Genomic DNA, 15,083 nt, shown 5'->3' with positions numbered 1-15,083 from the left:
ACGTCACCGGTCCTGCTCCAGGCGCCAGACACGATCGGATTTCCCCATCGATTCCACCCTATCCCTGTACGGAAAGCATCTTCACGTCTGTGCCTTCCAGTATGATGAATATTGAATCGACGGTCTGCGCCCAATGAGCGCCAGGCCGCCTGCAACGAGGAAATACCATGAGCCCATCCCTGCAAGCCTACCGCGCCAGCCTGCTGTTCTTCAGCAACGATCCCGCCTTCGACGAACACGCCACGCACTGGCACAACGACGGCCTGCTGCTGGTCCAGGACGGCAAGATCCAGGCCGCCGGCGACTACGCCGCGCTGGCCGCCAGCCTGCCGCCTGGCAACGCCATCGAGGACCTGCGCGGCAAGATCCTCTGCCCCGGCTTCATCGATACCCACGTCCACTACCCGCAGACCGACATCATCGGTTCACCCGCCCCGGGACTGCTGCCCTGGCTGGAAAACTACACCTTCCCCGCCGAACGTCGCTTCCAGCAGCCTGAGCATGCGGCCGAAGTGGCCGACTTCTTCCTGAGCGAACTGCTGCGCAATGGCACCACCAGTGCGGCGGTGTATTGCACCGTGCATCCGCAGTCGGTGGATGCCTTCTTCACCGCCAGCCATGCGCGCAACCTGCGCATGGTGGCCGGCAAATGCCTGATGGATCGCAATGCCCCCGATTTCCTGCGTGACACGGCCGAGAGCGGCGTACGCGAGAGCGAGGCGCTGATCCAGCGCTGGCACAACAAGGGACGCCAGCATTACGCCATCACCGTGCGTTTCGCACCGACGTCCACGCATGCGCAGATGAAGCTGGCCGGTGAACTGGCGGCGCAGTATCCGGATACGTATATCCAGACCCATGTGGCCGAGAACACCGACGAAGTGAAGTGGGTCAAGGAGCTCTACCCGGACGCGCGCAGCTACCTGGACGTCTATGACGGCTACGGCCTCATGCGCCAGCGCGCCCTGTATGCGCACTGCATCTGGCTGGACGACCAGGACCGCGCGCGCATGGCGGCCACGCAGTCGGCTGCGACCTTGTGCCCGACGTCCAACCTGTTCCTGGGCAGTGGCCTGTTCGACTTTGCCCGCGCCGACGCGGCACGGGTACCGCTGTCGCTGGCCACCGATGTCGGTGGCGGCACCAGCTTCTCGATGCTGCAGACCATGAACGAGCTGTACAAGGTGGCGCGCATGGGCGGCACCTATCTGCCGGCGCAGCGCATGTTCTACCTCGCCACCCTGGGCGGCGCACGCGCCCTGCAACTGGAGGGGACCATCGGCAGCTTCATGCCGGGCTGTGATGCCGACTTCATCGTCCTTGATCCGCAGGCCACGCCCTTGCTGGCGCGCCGCAGTGCGACCACCGACAGCCTGGAAGAACAATTGTTCGCCCTGGCCATCCTGGGGGACGACCGCGCCATTGCCGCGACCTATTCGGCGGGGGTGAAGGTGCATCAGCGCTAATCGCTTCACATCAGGCCGCCATCATGTGGCCCGGCTTGCCGTTGCGGTGAGCCGGGCTTTTTTGCGTCTGCCTTTTCTTTATCTTTTTCTCTACAAGCAACGGGGACGCAGCCTGTCCGGACTGGCCTATGAACGCCTGCCGTATGGGCCGGTGCCTTCGGCGTTCCGGCTGCTGTTCTCGCTGCTGGAACAACGTGGCCTGATTCGCCAGGTGGAAGTGAAGGTGGGCGTCATCGAGGGAACGCAGGTCCTGCCGCTGCTGGCGTCGGACCGGAACTGCTTCGATGAAGAGGAACTGGCCCTGCTGCTCGATATCAAGAAGCGCTTTGCCAGGATGACGGCCAACGATATCTCGGAAGCCTCCCACCGGGAACAGGCCTGGATCGCCACACCGATGGGCATGACGATCGCCTACCAGCACGCGGCCGCATTGAGCTTCTGAGCTACCCGCCTCAGCGTGGCTGGTACAGGTAGATGAATGCCTGGACCGCCCGCTCGGCCGATTCGCGCTGCTGTTGCGGCGTGATTTCGGTGACCACGTTGAGCACGCGCATCTCCATCCATTCCGCCTCCATCAAGCCCCGGAACTGCATGGCCGCGATCCAGGGATCGCCGCCATGCAGCTTGCCCTCGTCCATCTTGACCTTCAGGAACTCGGCGATGCGGGTCCAGCCACGACGGGGGCCGCGCTCGTAGAGCATGGGGCCCAGATCGGACTTGCCGGCGTAATACGAGGCCAACCGTTTGACGGCAATCACCTCCGGCCGGAACACCACACTCAAATAATGCGTCGCCAGACGCAATAAACCGGTTTTCAGATCGTCTTCGTTGCGTAGGGCCATGAACAGTTCTTCGAACTGGCACCCCACCTGTTTCATCATCACCTCCACGAAGATTTCTTCCTTGGAGTTGAAATAGTTGTAGAGCGTGGCCTTGGAACCGCCGACCCGGGCCGAGATTTCCGCCATCGAGGCTGCTTCGAAACCGATTTCGTTGAACACCTCGGCAGCGATGTCAATCATTGCCTGGCGGCGTTCTTCACTTTTCTTGCGCATGAATTTTCCTGTGGTGCCGGCCGGCATCGCGGTGCTTGCTGCGGCCAATGTCGAATTATAGGCGGAGAAGCCATCCAAAGCCGCCAGATTCACATCAATTGCCCGTCCAAATTCGCTGTTGCGGCTTTGCCGCACAAAGACGAGTAATTTCTCGCAATGAGTCTTGACTATTCACAAAACCAAATACTATACTGAACTGTACAGTTTTAAAACCAGGCATTTCTGCTTCAGTTGTTCACTCCACACTCCACGAACATGAATAACAATTCATCTCTCCACGGTCAGCGTTCGCCGTCGCCGCGACGTCCTCAGCCCTGGCGACGGGCCGTGACGGCCTCGGCCGCCGTGCTGACGGCAACGCTCATGGCAGGCTGCGCCTCCTTCACCGATCTCGGCCCACGCGCCGAACCCAAATCCATCGCGCAGTACCAAGCAAGCCAGACGCTGGCGGCCACCGCAGTGCAGGCCGCCTGGCCCAACGACCAGTGGTGGAAGGTCTATGGCGACGCGCAACTGGATGCGCTCATCGCCGAAGGCCTGCAAGGCGCGCCCTCCATGGCTGTGGCCAAGGCGCGGCTGATGAAGGCCGAAGGCGCGGCCCAGCAGCAGGGTGCGGCGCTGTATCCGCAGATCAGCGCCAATGCCTCGCTGGACCGGATGAAGCAGTCCTATAACAATGGCGTGCCGCCCGATTTCGTCCCCAAGGGTTACAACAACGAAACCCGCGCCACCCTGGACTTCAGCTACGAGATCGACTTCTGGGGCAAGAACCGCGCAGCACTGGCCTCGGCCACCTCGGAACTGGAAGCCAGCCGCGCCGATGCCGCCCAGGCCCGTATCACGCTGGCCACCTCGATTGCCTCGGCCTATGCCGACCTGGCCCAGCTCTACGCCCAGCGCGATACCAACGAAGCCGCCCTGAAGGTGCGGGTGGAGAGCCTGGACCTGTTCAACCAGCGCTTCGGCAACGGCCTGGAAACGCGTGGTTCGGTCAAACAGATGGAAGCGCGTCGCGCCATCGCCCAGGCCGACCTGAAGGCCACCGACGAATCCATCGGCCTGCAGCGCAACAAGCTGGCCGCGCTGCTGGGCGCCGGGCCGGATCGTGGCCTGCAACTGGTCCGCCCGCAGATCGACCTGTCCAAGCCCTTCGCCCTGCCGGCGCAACTGCCGGTAGAACTGCTGGGCCGCCGGCCCGACATCGTGGCCGCACGTCTGCGTGCAGAAGCCGCCGGCAAGCAGATCAAGGTGGCGCGCGCGGCCTTCTATCCCAACGTCAACCTGACGGCCTACTTCGGTTTCCAGTCGCTGGGCATCGATATGCTCACGCGCAGCGGTTCGGACATCGGCAGCGTCGGCCCGGCGATCTCGCTGCCGATCTTCAACGGCGGTCGCCTGCGCGGGCAGTTCCGCTCCGCCAGCGCCAGCTATGACGAAGCCGTGGCCAACTACGACCAGGCCGTCACCCAGGCGCTGCAGGACGTGGCCGATGTCGGCGTGAGCGAAAAAGCCCTGGCCGGACGCCTGGCCGACGTGCAAGCCGCCGCCGATGCGGCCGAGGAGGCCTATCGCATCGTCAGCAACCGTTACAACGGCGGCCTGGCCAACTACCTCGACGTACTCAATGCGCAGGACACGCTCATCAGCAACCTGCGCCAGCTCTCCGATCTGCGCTCGCGCATGTTCACCCTGGATGTCGCGCTGGTGCGCGCCCTGGGCGGTGGCTACCGCGCCACCGACGACAGCAGCCGCCAGAACAGCGCCGACGCGCCCCACAACGATATGCCAAATACGCAAGCGAAAGGTTGATCATCATGTCCCACAGCGATTCCCAAGCGACCCAGACCCTGGCCGACGACGCCAAGCAACGCAATGAAGCCGCCGCCCAGGCCGCGGCCGCGCAAAAGCGCAAGAAGCTCTTCTCCATCTTCGGAGGCGTGGTCGCCATCGCGGCCGTCGGCTACGGCGCCTACTGGTATCTGATCGGCTCGCGCTATGTCGAGACCGACAACGCCTACACCGCCACCGAGATCGCCACCGTCACCCCGGCCGTCAACGGCATCGTGTCGGCCGTGGATGTGGTCGATACCCAGGCCGTCAAGAAGGGCCAGGTACTGGTGCGCATCGATGACGCCGACGCCCGGCTGGCAGTGGATCAGGCCGCTGCCGACCTGGACCGCACCGAGCGCAAGGTCAAGGGCTTCTTCGCCAATGACGCCGGCCTGGCAGCCCAGGTGCTGGCCCGCGAAGCCGAGCAGAAGCGCGCCGGTGCGCAGTTGCTGTCGGCCCAGGCCGATCTCAAGCGTGCCGAGATCGACCTGCAGCGCCGCGAAGCGCTGGCCAAGTCGGGCTCGGTCTCGGGCGAGGAATTGAGCAACGCCCGCACCGCCCTGCTGACCGCCCAGGCCAACCTGAAGGCAGCCGACGCGGCCGAAGTGCAATCACGCGCCAACATCAAGGCCACCCAGGGTGCGCAGAAGGCCAGCACGGTGCTGACTGCCAACACCACCGTGGAAGACAACCCCGAAGTGGTACTGGCCCGCGCCAAGCTCGACCAGGCCCGCCTGGATCTGGAACGTACCGTCCTGCGCGCCCCCGTCGACGGCGTGATCGCCCGCCGCCAGGTGCAGGTCGGCCAGCGCGTGCAGAGTGGCGCCACCCTGCTGTCGGTGGTGCCGCTGCAGCAGATGCACGTGGACGCCAACTTCAAGGAAGGCCAGTTGACCAAGGTGCGCATCGGCCAGCCGGTGACCATGAAGGCTGACCTCTACGGCGGCTCGGTGGAATACCACGGCGTGGTCACGGGCCTCTCCGGCGGTACCGGCTCGGCCTTTGCCGTGATCCCGGCGCAGAACGCCACAGGCAACTGGATCAAGGTGGTCCAGCGCCTGCCGGTGCGCATCTCGCTGGACCCCAAGGAACTGGCGCAGCGCCCGCTGTCGGTGGGCCTGTCGATGGTGGTGGAGATCGATACCCGTGGCCAGATCCAGGCCGGCGACCTCCAGCCCAAGACCGCGCAGAACACCGAGACCAAGGCTGCCGCGCTGTAAGGCGGGCCTCACGAGAAGACGAGGTTTCCCATGTCATCCACACTCAGCGCAGATGCCGGCTCGCCGCCCGCATCTCCGCCCACACCTCCTCCCACCGCCCAGCCGGCGCTGTTCGAAGCGCCACTGAGCGGCGCCCAGCTGGTCGGCGCCGGCATCCTGCTGGCGGCGGCCAACTTCATCGCCGTACTCGATACCACCATCGCCAACGTCTCGGTATCGACCATCGCCGGGGCGCTTGGCGCCTCCACCAGCCAGGGTACCTACGTCATCACCTCCTACGCGGTGGCCGAAGCCATCACGGTGCCGCTGACCGGCTGGCTGGCCAACCGCTTCGGCACGGTGCGCGTCTTCATCCTGTCGATGGTCATGTTCGGGCTGTTCTCGGCCCTGTGCGGCCTGGCCAATTCGCTGGGCATGCTGATCGCCTTCCGCGTGATGCAGGGCCTGGCCGGTGGTCCCCTGATGCCGCTCTCGCAGACCCTGCTGCTGCGCATCTTCCCCAAGGAAAAGGCGCCCGCTGCGGTAGGCCTGTGGGCCATGACCACGCTGGTGGCGCCGATTGCCGGCCCGATCCTGGGCGGCGTGCTGTGCGACCAGTACAGCTGGCCCTACATCTTCTGGATCAACGTGCCGGTGGCCCTGATCTGCGGCTATCTCGGCTGGCGCATGCTCAAGCGCTTCGAAACCAGGACGTTCAAGCTGCCGATCGATCGCGTGGGCCTGATCCTGATGGTGGTGTGGGTCGCGGCGCTGCAGCTGATGCTGGATGAAGGCAAGGAAAAGGACTGGTTCGCTTCGACTGAAATCGTGCTGCTGGCGGTGACGGCGGTGGTGTTTTTCATCGCATTCCTGATCTGGGAACTGACCGAACGCAACCCCATCGTCGACCTGCGGGTATTCCGTCATCGCGGCTTCACGGCCAGCGTGACCACCATCTGCCTGGCCTTTGGCGCCTTCTTCGGCTCGGTGGTGCTGACGCCGCTCTGGCTGCAGGGCTACATGGGCTATACCGCCACCTGGTCTGGCCTCATCTCGGCGCTGACCGGCATCCTGGCGGTGATGACCGCACCCATGGTGGCCAAGATGTCGACCACCATCGATGCCCGCAAGCTGGTGTGCATCGGTGTGACCTGGCTGGGTTTCATCACCTTCCTGCGCGCCTTCAACACGACCGACATGTCCTTCTTCCAGATCGGTTGGCCGCTGTTCCTGCAGGGCATCGGACTGCCGCTGTTCTTCGTGCCGCTGACCGGTCTGGCGCTGTCCAGCGTCAATGAGGAAGAAACCGCTTCGGCCGCCGGCTTGATGAGTTTCTGCCGCACCATGGCCGGCGCCATCGCCACCTCCATCGTCAACACCAGCTGGGAGAACGATGCGACCTTCTTCCATGCCGAACTGTCCGGCCTGGTCGATCGCGGTGGCGAAGCCGTCAACAGCATGGTGGCTGCGGGGATGAGCCCCGATCAGGCCACCGCCTCGCTGGCACAGACGGTACAGAACCAGGCGGTGATGCTGGCCACCAATCACATCTTCATGATGGCGGCGGTGTCCTTCTCGCTGGCCGCCCTGGCAGTGTGGCTGGCGCCCAAACCCAGCCGCGTGGCTGATACCTCGTCTGCGCACTGACGAGACCCGCCCCCCCTCCCCCCACAGTCCGTCCACCCCCTGCGGACTGGGCAGGCGGCCACTTCGGTGGCCGCCTGTTTTTTTGCGCTCCGACACGCCGGCAGCGATTTTGCTAGACTGCGCCATCCCATTGCTTCACCTCCCGAGGAGACCGTGCGCATGAGAGCCCTGCAAGCCGACGCCTTCGCCATCGACCGTCTCAGCCTGGTCGATCTGCCCACCCCGACAGCCCGCCGCGGCGAGATCCTGGTCAAGGTCAAGGCCGCCAGCCTGAACTATCGCGACCTCGCCATCCTCTGCGGCGGCTACATGCCTTCCCTACCATTGCCCTACACCCCCTGTTCGGATGCCTGTGGCGTGGTCGAAGCCGTGGGCGAGGATGTCACCCGTTTCAAGCCTGGTGATCGCGTCATCCCGGTCTATCTCCAGGGCTGGCGCGATGGTGCGCTCACGCCCGAGCAACGCAGCAGCGGCAGCCTGGGCGGACCGCTGACCGGCGTGCTGCAGGACTACGTGGTGGTGCCGGCCGAAGACGCCGTGGCCGCGCCGGACTACCTCTCTGACGCCCAGGCCAGCACCCTGCCCATCGCCGCCCTGACCGCCTGGTCCTGTTTGCAGCAAGGCGGCCTGCAGGCCGGTCAGACGGTGCTGGTACAAGGCACCGGTGGAGTGGCCCTGTTCGCGGCCCAGTTCGCCCGCGCCGCCGGCGCACGGGTGATCGGCCTGACCTCGACGGACGAGAAGGCGCAATTGATGCGCGACATGGGCGTGGACACCGTCATCAACTACCGCCAGACCCCGGCCTGGGGCCAGGCCGTGCGCGCCGCCACCGCGGGGCGCGGCGTGGATATCGTGGTCGAGACCACCGGCAGCAGCCTGGGCGAATCGCTCACGGCGGTGCGCTTCAATGGCTTTGTGGGTGTCATCGGCTTCGTCGGCGGCATGGAAACACCGCTCAACATCCGCCAGCTGATCGGCCCCATGATCCGCATGCAGGGCGTGGTGGTGGGCTCGCGTGCCGCACTGGAGGCCATGATCCGGATGATGACCATGCACCGCATCGAGCCCCTGATCGACTCCAGCTTCCCGCTGGCGCGGGCGGCGGAAGGCTTTGCCCGCATGCAACGGGGCGAACATGCGGGCAAGATCGTCATTTCCTTCGACTGAACCCACCGGCCAATCCGGTCACTGCCCGCCCGCATGCTTGGCTGCACCCGGCCAAGCGCGTACAATCCCGGCTCAAGCATGCGGACCACGGTCCGCATTTTTGATTTCTGGCGACCTGCCTGCCAGGCCGCCTGATGGACTCCCTGCCGTCAGCCCCGGCCCGTCGATCCCGCCCGATCCGGACCTGCCCGCACGGCAAGCGCCTTCCCGAACTTGCAAGACGCGATCCTCGCATCGCCATGAGTGACCAATGACCAAAGACCTCGCCGCCCACACGCCGATGATGCAGCAGTACCTGCGCATCAAGGCAGATCACCCCAACACGCTGGTGTTCTACCGCATGGGCGATTTCTACGAACTGTTCTTCGACGACGCCGAGAAGGCCTCGCGCCTGATGGGCGTGACCCTGACCCAGCGCGGCTCCTCCAACGGCAATCCGATCAAGATGGCCGGTGTGCCCTTCCACTCGGTGGAGCAATACCTGGCGCGGCTGATCAAGCTGGGCGAGTCGGTGGCGATCTGCGAGCAAATCGGCGATCCCGCCACCAGCAAGGGGCCGGTGGAGCGCAAGGTGGTACGGGTGGTCACGCCCGGCACCCTGACCGACTCTGACCTGCTGCCCGAAAAGGCCGAACGCTGCCTGCTGGCCATGCAATTGCTGCCCTCCAAGTCACGCAAGCAGATGCAGGTGGGCCTGGCCTGGCTGTCCATGGCCAGCGGCGCGCTGAAGATGATGGAATTCACGGTCGAGACCACCCTGCTGGACGGCCGCGTGAAGCAGGAACTGGAACGCATCTCGGCGGCCGAGGTGCTAGTGGCCGATGGCCAGCTGGAACTGTGCGAGCCGCTGCTGCCCAACCGCGCCGTGACGGTGCCGGATTGGCATTTCGACCAGCCCAGCGGAGAAAAGGCCCTGCTGGAACAGTTGAACGTGGCCACCCTGCACGGCTTTGGCGCCGATGGCCTGGGGCCGGCGATCTGCGCGGCCGGCGCGCTGCTGCGCTATGCGCAATCCACCCAGGGGCGCGGCCTGCAGCACGTGCGCACGCTGACGGTCGAGTCCGAGAACGAATTCATCGGCCTGGACGCCGCCACCCGCCGCAACCTCGAACTGACCGAAACCATCCGCGCGCAGGATGCCAATGCGCTGGCGCCCACCCTGTTCTCCACGCTGGATCACTGCCGCACCGCCATGGGCTCGCGCCTGCTGCGCCACTGGCTGCATCACGCGCTGCGCGACCAGCGCGTGGCGCGGGCGCGCCATGCGGCCATCAATGCCCTGATGCGCACGGACGCCTGCTCGGGCCTGTCGGCCACCTTGGCGGCCGTACCCGACATCGAACGCATCACCACCCGCATCGCCCTGCTGTCGGCCCGTCCGCGCGACCTGGCCGGCCTGCGCGCCGGCCTGCAGCAACTGGGCTCGCTGCGCGCCTATGTGGAAATGTGCGGACGTGACGCCGATGCGCCACTCCTGGGCCAGCTGCATGAAGACCTGGCCACGCCGGTGGAATGCCTGGACCTGCTGGAACGCGCCATCATGCTGGAACCGGCTGCCATGGTGCGCGATGGCGGCGTGATCGCACGCGGCTTCGATGCGGAACTCGATGAACTGCGCGGCCTGTCCGAAAACGCCGGCCAGTACCTGCTGGAACTGGAGGCCCGCGAGCGCGAACGCACCGGCATCGCCAACCTGCGGGTGGAATACAACAAGGTGCATGGCTTCTACATCGAAGTCACCCACGGCCAGACCGACAAGGTGCCGGAAGACTACCGCCGCCGTCAGACGCTGAAGAACGCCGAGCGCTACATCATCCCCGAGCTCAAGGCCTTCGAGGACAAGGCGCTGTCGGCGCAGGAACGCTCGCTGTCGCGCGAGAAGTTCCTCTATGAACAGCTTCTCAACGACATGGGCGAGCACATCCTGCGCCTGCAGTCCATCGCCCACGCGCTGGCACAGCTCGACACCCTGGTGGCCCTCGCCGACCACGCCGTGCGCAACAACTGGTGCGCGCCGCAGCTGGTGGACGAACCCTGCATCCAGATCGAGCAGGGCCGCCACCCGGTGGTGGAAAACCAGATCGAACGCTTCATCGCCAACGACTGCCAGCTGGCGGCCGAGCGCAAGCTGCTGCTGATCACCGGCCCCAACATGGGCGGTAAATCGACCTTCATGCGCCAGGTGGCGCTGATCACGCTGCTGGCCTACGTGGGCAGCTTCGTGCCGGCCAGCGGTGCCGTGATCGGCCCCATCGACCGCATCTTCACCCGTATCGGTGCAGCCGACGATCTGGCCGGCGGGCGCTCGACCTTCATGGTGGAGATGACCGAATCTGCCTCCATCCTCAACAACGCCACCGAGCATTCGCTGGTGCTGATGGACGAGGTCGGGCGCGGCACCTCCACCTTCGACGGCCTGGCGCTGGCGTGGGCCATCGCCAAGCACCTCATCGACGTGACGCGCAGCTTTACGCTCTTCGCCACCCACTATTTCGAACTGACGCAGTTGCCGGACATCCATCCCACGGCGGCCAACGTCCACCTCTCGGCGGTGGAGCACAAGGACAGCATCGTCTTCCTGCACGCGGTACAAAGCGGCCCGGCCTCGCAGAGCTACGGCCTGCAGGTGGCGCAGCTGGCCGGCGTGCCGGCACCGGTGATCCGCGCGGCCCGCAAGCACCTGTCGGCGCTGGAAAGCCAATCCATGCAACCGACGCCGCAGTTTGACCTGTTCAGTGCGCCGGCCTTCATGGAATCGGAGTCGGACGTGAAGCAACAGGATGCCCTGGCTGAACGCAACGCCCTTGAGGTGGTCGAACCTGATCCGCTGGCCCAGGCCCTGCTGCAATCGCTGGACGGCATCGACCCCGATGCCCTCACGCCGCGCCAGGCGCTGGAGGCGCTGTATCAGCTCAAGGCCCTGAGCCGGGCTCAATAAGAGGCTGCCTCCGGTCAGCCCCCTACCACCGCAGAGAGACTGCATGACGAGCCGCCCGGTCCCACGCATCCTGCTGTACACCCTGCTGACCGTGGCCACCGCCCTGGTGGCCGGTCGCGGCTGGGCGGCGCCGCAGGATTTCTCGTTCGGCGTCATCAATCACGCCCTGGCTGGCAGTGCCGGCGAGGAAAAACTGCGGCGCGAGATTGCCGAGACCGATGCCGACAACCTGGCCTTCGTGGTGGTCAACGGCATCAAGTCACCCTCGGAAAGCTGCGACGACAATCTCTACAGCCAGCGTCACGAGATGCTGTCGCAGGCGCAGAACGGTATCTTCCTGTCGCTGGCCGGCAGCGACTGGATCACCTGCCGCGACCGCGAAAACCGCTCGGATGCCATCGAACGACTGGCGCGCATGCGCGACATCTTCTATGCCGGCGAATTCTCGCTGGGGGCCACCCGCCTGCCGATGTTGCGCCAGTCGCTCACGCCCAAGTTCCGCAGCTATGCCGAAAACACCCGCTGGGAAGTCGGCAACGTGCTCTTCGCCACCGTCAATCTGCCGGCCGGCAACAATCATTTCCTGCTCGACGGCGGCCGCAACAACGAGTTCGAGGACAGGCTGATCGCCAACCGCAACTGGCTGCAGCACCTGTTCGCCTTTGCGGCATTGAAGAAGAGCGCGGCCATCGTCTTCTTCAGCGACGGCAACCCCTTTGGCCCGCCACCGCGACGCTCCTTCTTCCGCACCCAGCGCGACGGCTTTGCGGAGACGCGCCGCCTGTTCTCCGAACTGGCCGGCAAGTTCCCCGGCCGCGTATTGGTGGTGCATGCGCAGGCGCCCAAGGCCAAGGCCCCGGCGCACATCCTGTGGACGGGCAACCTCGGCAATGTGGGCGTGGGGGAGCGTTGGCTCAAGGTTGTGGTGGACGATCACCTGCCCCAGTTGTTCGCCGTCGCGGATGCCGATGGAGAGCGGCGCTAGAAGGGCCTCCCCTTCCTTTTGATTCAGAAAAAACAAACGCCCGCAGAATAATTCTGCGGGCGTTTTGTCTTCTTGCTTGATCTGCTGCCTCAGCGTCGGCTGCCTGGATCACCCTGCAGCCATCCGTTCAGCAATCAGTTCAGCGGCTGGCTACGGAAATGATCGCCGGCTTCGCCGTCATCTTCATCATGGTGGTGATGATGACCATGGGCGCCATGCACGTGGCCGTGGGCGACTTCTTCTTCGGAGGCGGCGCGCACTTCGGTCACGTTCAACTCGAAGCGCAGGGCGATGCCGGCCAGCGGGTGGTTGCCATCCAGCACGGCCTTGCCGTCGGCCACTTCGGTGACGGTGAAGATGACCGATTCTTCGCTGTCGTCGTCGGGCGAACCTTCGAACTGCATGCCCACTTCCAGCGGCTGCGGCAGACGCTCGACGGGTTCGATCTTGACCAGCTCGGAGTCGTATTCGCCGAAGGCATCTTCCGGTTCGACCTGGATGGTGGTGCTGTAACCGGTTTCCTTGCCGTCCAGTGCTTCTTCGATCTTGGGCAGGGTGTTCTGGTAACCGCCGTGCAGGTAGACCATCGGCTCGCTGCTCTGCTCGATCAGGTTGTTCTGGGCATCCGACAGCTTGTAGTTGACGGAAACGACGGTATTCTTTGCGATCTTCATCGTAAGGGTCCTTTGTATCGATAGTGGTGCGGGAGCGGCAGGTATTGCGGTCTGGTCGCGCGGGACACCTGCCACCCGGGTTGGGGCCTAAGAACCATCCCCTTGCCATTCCCGCGAGGCAAGGACTCTTTCAAACGGTTTCTCGACCCGGGAATTATACCTGCATCAAACTTCACCACCGCCGATGCCGTACGGCCGCGCCCCGACGCCTATAATGGCGGGCATGAAAAAACTCGATCTGCTCGGCGGCATCACGCCCGCCCAATTCCTGCGTGACTACTGGCACAAGAAGCCACTGCTGATCCGCAATGCCATTCCCGGTTTTTCCGCGCCCCTGCCGCGCCAGGAACTGTTCGACCTGGCCCGGCGCGAGGACGTCGAGTCGCGTCTGATCACCCATCGCGAAGATGGCTGGGACATGCAGCACGGCCCGTTCAGCAAGCTCCCGCCCTTGAAGCAAAAGGCCTGGACCCTGCTGGTACAGGGCGTGAACCTGCATCACCCCGCGGCCGATGCCTTGCTGCGCCAGTTCCGCTTCGTACCCGATGCGCGCCTGGATGACCTGATGATCAGCTACGCCACCGACGGCGGCGGTGTCGGTCCGCACTTCGATTCCTACGACGTGTTCCTGCTGCAGGCCCATGGCCAGCGCCGCTGGCGCATCAGCGCCCAGGACGACCTGACGCTGGAAGAAGGCGTGCCACTGAAGATCCTGAGCCACTTCCAGCCGGAAGAAGAATTCATCCTGGAACCCGGCGACATGCTCTATCTGCCGCCGCATTACGCCCATGACGGCGTGGCCGTGGGTGAATGCATGACCTATTCGGTGGGTTTCCGCGCACCGGCCTACCAGGAACTGGGCGAATCCTTCCTGGAATTCATGATGGATACCATCGATCTGCCCGGCCGCTATGCCGATCCGGATCTCAAGACCAGCGCCCGCCCGGCCGAATTGCAGACGGACATGATCACGCGCATCCGCGACGAACTCAACAAGATCCGCTTCACCGACGACGACATCACCATCTTCCTGGGCGAACATCTGTCGGAGCCGAAACCCAGCGTTTTCTTCGAGCCACGCGGCGAGGAAATCTCCTTTGCTCGCTTTTTCCAGGGGGCCAAGAAACGTGGTCTGGTATTGCATCGCAAGACGCGCATGCTGTATCGCGGCTCGCACGTGTTCATCAATGGCGAGTCATTCCAGGTCGGACGTCAGGACAAGACGATTCTTGCTCGTCTCGCGGACTCCCGCGCACTCGAAAAAACCGATCTCGCGCTGGCCTCGGAAGACCTGCTGGAAGCGCTCCACCAGTGGTATGAAAGTGGCTGGATCGAATTTGTTTGAGAATGCTTCAACTTTAAGTGGAAGCGACCTAGAAATCACTTTAGGAAAACTCTGGAACCGGCTCCAGCAAAGGCCTTCCGGGCGCATGGTTTTAGATGTAAGAACTTACAAATTCTTACGAAAAAGATAGGCGCCGGTGTGATTTCGGAAAAAAATAGCTATAATGACGGGCTGAGAAGTTTTCGTTGTCCGGAGATGTTTCGGCAGTAAAAAGAAGCAAGAACCGAAGCCCGACCGCAAGGTCTTAGCCTGCGGCGAAAGCCTCCCAGTAGAGCGATAATTACCGGTAATTATTCATCGCACAATTTTTAAATATTGAAGGAATATTCATGAAAAAGACTCTGTTGATCGCTTCGTTGTTGGCTGTTGCCCTGGCTGCTTGCGGCAAGAAGGAAGAAGCTCCTGCACCTGCTGCTGCTCCCGCTGCTGAAGCTCCTGCCGCTGCAGCTCCTGCTGCTGACGCAAAGCCGGCTGATGCCGCTCCTGCTGCTGCCCCGGCTGCTGACGCCGCTGCTCCGGCTGCTGACGCTGCCAAGCCTGCTGACGCTGCTCCGGCCGCTGACGCAAAGCCGGCTGAAGCCGCTCCTGCCAAGTAATCTTCGGATTATTGTCAGAAAAACCGGTCGCAAGACCGGTTTTTTTTCGTCCAGATTTTCCCCGCACTCTTCGACACCTCCAGGCCAGTTCAGGCGGCGGACATCTGTCCTCCTGCCCCCCCCCCTCGCCAATCCCTCCAGAACGCATCAGAACGCGCTACAAGCCATTGCAGCACGCTGA

General features: G+C 64.1%; 12 protein-coding genes. 10 read left to right on the top strand and 2 right to left on the bottom strand.

Annotated elements, in window-relative coordinates:
• Positions 1–167 precede the first annotated feature (167 nt).
• Both guaD and BTM36_RS11350 read left to right on the top strand, forming a co-directional pair.
• The gene (guaD, locus tag BTM36_RS11355) at positions 168–1,466 is read left to right on the top strand and encodes a guanine deaminase (RefSeq protein WP_077236354.1); all 1,299 of its coding nucleotides are present in this window, start codon (positions 168–170) and stop codon (positions 1,464–1,466) included.
• 61 nt (positions 1,467–1,527) lie between these two features.
• Positions 1,528–1,908 (top strand): Panacea domain-containing protein, encoded by a 381-nt coding sequence (locus tag BTM36_RS11350; RefSeq protein ID WP_254426979.1) that lies wholly within the window; start codon positions 1,528–1,530, stop codon positions 1,906–1,908.
• 10 nt (positions 1,909–1,918) lie between these two features.
• Here BTM36_RS11350 and BTM36_RS11345 read toward each other — a convergent pair whose 3' ends face one another.
• On the bottom strand, positions 1,919–2,521 hold the full coding sequence (locus BTM36_RS11345) for a TetR/AcrR family transcriptional regulator (RefSeq protein ID WP_077236353.1): 603 nt from the start codon (positions 2,519–2,521) through the stop codon (positions 1,919–1,921).
• A gap of 255 nt (positions 2,522–2,776) precedes the next feature.
• On the opposite strand from BTM36_RS11345, the gene BTM36_RS11340 reads away from it, so the two are divergent.
• The 6 genes from BTM36_RS11340 to BTM36_RS11315 all read left to right on the top strand — a co-directional run bounded on the left by BTM36_RS11340 (position 2,777) and on the right by BTM36_RS11315 (position 12,287).
• A complete protein-coding gene (locus BTM36_RS11340; protein ID WP_139347131.1) occupies positions 2,777–4,330 on the top strand; it encodes an efflux transporter outer membrane subunit in 1,554 nt (517 codons plus the stop codon).
• A 5-nt stretch (positions 4,331–4,335) separates the two neighbouring features.
• Positions 4,336–5,571 (top strand): HlyD family efflux transporter periplasmic adaptor subunit, encoded by a 1,236-nt coding sequence (locus BTM36_RS11335; protein WP_174616841.1) that lies wholly within the window; start codon positions 4,336–4,338, stop codon positions 5,569–5,571.
• 30 nt (positions 5,572–5,601) lie between these two features.
• The gene (locus BTM36_RS11330; protein WP_174616840.1) at positions 5,602–7,197 is read left to right on the top strand and encodes a DHA2 family efflux MFS transporter permease subunit; all 1,596 of its coding nucleotides are present in this window, start codon (positions 5,602–5,604) and stop codon (positions 7,195–7,197) included.
• A 159-nt stretch (positions 7,198–7,356) separates the two neighbouring features.
• Complete coding sequence (locus BTM36_RS11325; protein WP_077236351.1) at positions 7,357–8,364, top strand: NAD(P)-dependent alcohol dehydrogenase; 1,008 nt, start codon at positions 7,357–7,359, stop codon at positions 8,362–8,364.
• Between the two features lie 250 nt (positions 8,365–8,614).
• Complete coding sequence (gene mutS / locus BTM36_RS11320) at positions 8,615–11,302, top strand: DNA mismatch repair protein MutS (protein ID WP_077236350.1); 2,688 nt, start codon at positions 8,615–8,617, stop codon at positions 11,300–11,302.
• A gap of 43 nt (positions 11,303–11,345) precedes the next feature.
• Positions 11,346–12,287: a hypothetical protein gene (locus tag BTM36_RS11315; RefSeq protein WP_077236349.1), complete on the top strand. Its 942-nt coding sequence runs from the start codon at positions 11,346–11,348 to the stop codon at positions 12,285–12,287.
• Positions 12,288–12,421: 134 nt separating this feature from the next.
• Here the strand turns inward: BTM36_RS11315 and BTM36_RS11310 are convergent, their stop codons facing one another.
• Complete coding sequence (locus BTM36_RS11310) at positions 12,422–12,961, bottom strand: peptidylprolyl isomerase (protein ID WP_006462695.1); 540 nt, start codon at positions 12,959–12,961, stop codon at positions 12,422–12,424.
• A gap of 223 nt (positions 12,962–13,184) precedes the next feature.
• On the opposite strand from BTM36_RS11310, the gene BTM36_RS11305 reads away from it, so the two are divergent.
• Positions 13,185–14,306, top strand: coding sequence for a cupin domain-containing protein (locus BTM36_RS11305; RefSeq protein ID WP_174616839.1), 1,122 nt, complete (start codon positions 13,185–13,187; stop codon positions 14,304–14,306).
• A gap of 329 nt (positions 14,307–14,635) precedes the next feature.
• Positions 14,636–14,902 (top strand): hypothetical protein, encoded by a 267-nt coding sequence (locus BTM36_RS28975; protein WP_039874891.1) that lies wholly within the window; start codon positions 14,636–14,638, stop codon positions 14,900–14,902.
• Positions 14,903–15,083: the final 181 nt, after the last annotated feature.

The sequence above is a fragment of the Herbaspirillum sp. VT-16-41 genome, from assembly GCF_001994935.1.
Lineage (GTDB): Bacteria > Pseudomonadota > Gammaproteobacteria > Burkholderiales > Burkholderiaceae_D > Herbaspirillum > Herbaspirillum frisingense.
This window is presented reverse-complemented; position numbering and strand designations above follow the sequence as displayed.